The sequence below is a fragment of the Kitasatospora sp. NPDC008050 genome, from assembly GCF_042957465.1.
Classification (GTDB): Bacteria; Actinomycetota; Actinomycetes; order Streptomycetales; family Streptomycetaceae; genus Kitasatospora.
Genome location: NZ_JBIBIJ010000063.1, coordinates 1 through 2,364 on the forward strand (window position 1 = coordinate 1; position 2,364 = coordinate 2,364).

At 57.1% G+C, this 2,364-nt stretch carries 1 rRNA gene; it reads left to right on the forward strand.

The annotated features are described in order from the left end of the window. Positions 1-2,362: ribosomal RNA gene (locus ACFZB9_RS36850) — 23S ribosomal RNA — on the forward strand; the annotation flags it as partial. Between the last annotated feature and the right edge of the window lie 2 nt (positions 2,363-2,364).

Genomic DNA, 2,364 nt, shown 5'->3' on the forward strand with positions numbered 1-2,364 from the left:
AGTTGCATGCCCAAGACCCGAAGCGGAGTGATCTAGCCATGGGCAGGTTGAAGCGCGGGTAAGACCGCGTGGAGGACCGAACCCACCAGGGTTGAAAACCTGGGGGATGACCTGTGGTTAGGGGTGAAAGGCCAATCAAACTCCGTGATAGCTGGTTCTCCCCGAAATGCATTTAGGTGCAGCGTCACGTGTTTCTTGCCGGAGGTAGAGCACTGGATAGGCGATGGGCCTTACCGGGTTACTGACCTTAGCCAAACTCCGAATGCCGGTAAGTGAGAGCGTGGCAGTGAGACTGTGGGGGATAAGCTCCATGGTCGAGAGGGAAACAGCCCAGAACACCGACTAAGGTCCCTAAGCGTGTGCTAAGTGGGAAAGGATGTGGAGTCGCAGAGACAACCAGGAGGTTGGCTTAGAAGCAGCCACCCTTGAAAGAGTGCGTAATAGCTCACTGGTCAAGTGATTCCGCGCCGACAATGTAGCGGGGCTCAAGCACACCACCGAAGTCGTGTCATTCACAGAATACGCCCAACGGCGCTGTGGATGGGTAGGGGAGCGTCGTGTGCCGGGTGAAGCGGCGGAGGAATCCAGTCGTGGACGGTATACGAGTGAGAATGCAGGCATGAGTAGCGATACAAGAGTGGGAAACTCTTGCGCCGATTGACCAAGGGTTCCTGGGTCAAGCTGATCTGCCCAGGGTAAGTCGGGACCTAAGGCGAGGCCGACAGGCGTAGTCGATGGACAACGGGTTGATATTCCCGTACCCGCTTTGAAGCGCCAACGTCGAACCTCTGAATGCTAAAGCCGTGAAGCCGGCCTGGAGTCTTCGGACAAAGGGACGTGGTGGAGCCGCTGATCCAACAGGGTAGTAGGTGAGCGATGGGGTGACGCAGGAAGGTAGTCCAGCCCGGGCGGTGGTTGTCCCGGGGTAAGGGTGTAGGGCGTTGTGTAGGCAAATCCGCACAACAATAGCCTGAGACCTGATGCCGAGCCGATTGTGGTGAAGTGGATGATCCTATGCTGTCGAGAAAAGCCTCTAGCGAGTTTCATGGCGGCCCGTACCCCAAACCGACTCAGGTGGTCAGGTAGAGAATACCGAGGCGTTCGGGTGAACTATGGTTAAGGAACTCGGCAAAATGCCCCCGTAACTTCGGGAGAAGGGGGGCCGGAACTGGTGGAGGCACTTGCTGCCCGAGCTGGGGCCGGCCGCAGAGACCAGCGAGAAGCGACTGTTTACTAAAAACACAGGTCCGTGCGAAGCCGTAAGGCGATGTATACGGACTGACGCCTGCCCGGTGCTGGAACGTTAAGGGGACCGGTTAGCTCCACTTCGGTGGGGCGAAGCTGAGAACTTAAGCGCCAGTAAACGGCGGTGGTAACTATAACCATCCTAAGGTAGCGAAATTCCTTGTCGGGTAAGTTCCGACCTGCACGAATGGCGTAACGACTTCTCGACTGTCTCAACCATAGGCCCGGTGAAATTGCATTACGAGTAAAGATGCTCGTTTCGCGCAGCAGGACGGAAAGACCCCGGGACCTTTACTATAGCTTGATATTGGTGTTCGGTTCGGCTTGTGTAGGATAGGTGGGAGACTTTGAAGCGGCAACGCCAGTTGTCGTGGAGTCGACGTTGAAATACCACTCTGGTCGTGCTGGATGTCTAACCTGGGTCCGTGATCCGGATCAGGGACAGTGTCTGGTGGGTAGTTTAACTGGGGCGGTTGCCTCCTAAAGAGTAACGGAGGCGCCCAAAGGTTCCCTCAGCCTGGTTGGCAATCAGGTGTTGAGTGTAAGTGCACAAGGGAGCTTGACTGTGAGACCGACGGGTCGAGCAGGTGCGAAAGCAGGGACTAGTGATCCGGCGGTGGCTTGTGGAAGCGCCGTCGCTCAACGGATAAAAGGTACCCCGGGGATAACAGGCTGATCTTCCCCAAGAGTCCATATCGACGGGATGGTTTGGCACCTCGATGTCGGCTCGTCGCATCCTGGGGCTGGAGTAGGTCCCAAGGGTTGGGCTGTTCGCCCATTAAAGCGGTACGCGAGCTGGGTTTAGAACGTCGTGAGACAGTTCGGTCCCTATCCGCTGTGCGCGTAGGAGTGTTGAGAAGGGCTGTCCCTAGTACGAGAGGACCGGGACGGACGAACCTCTGGTGTGCCAGTTGTCCTGCCAAGGGCATGGCTGGTTGGCTACGTTCGGGAGGGATAACCGCTGAAAGCATCTAAGCGGGAAGCCTGCTTCGAGATGAGCACTCCCACCTCCTTGAGAGGGTAAGGCTCCCAGTAGACGACTGGGTTGATAGGCCGGATGTGGAAGCCCTGTAAGGGGTGGAGCTGACCGGTACTAATAGGCCGAGGGCTTGTCCTCAG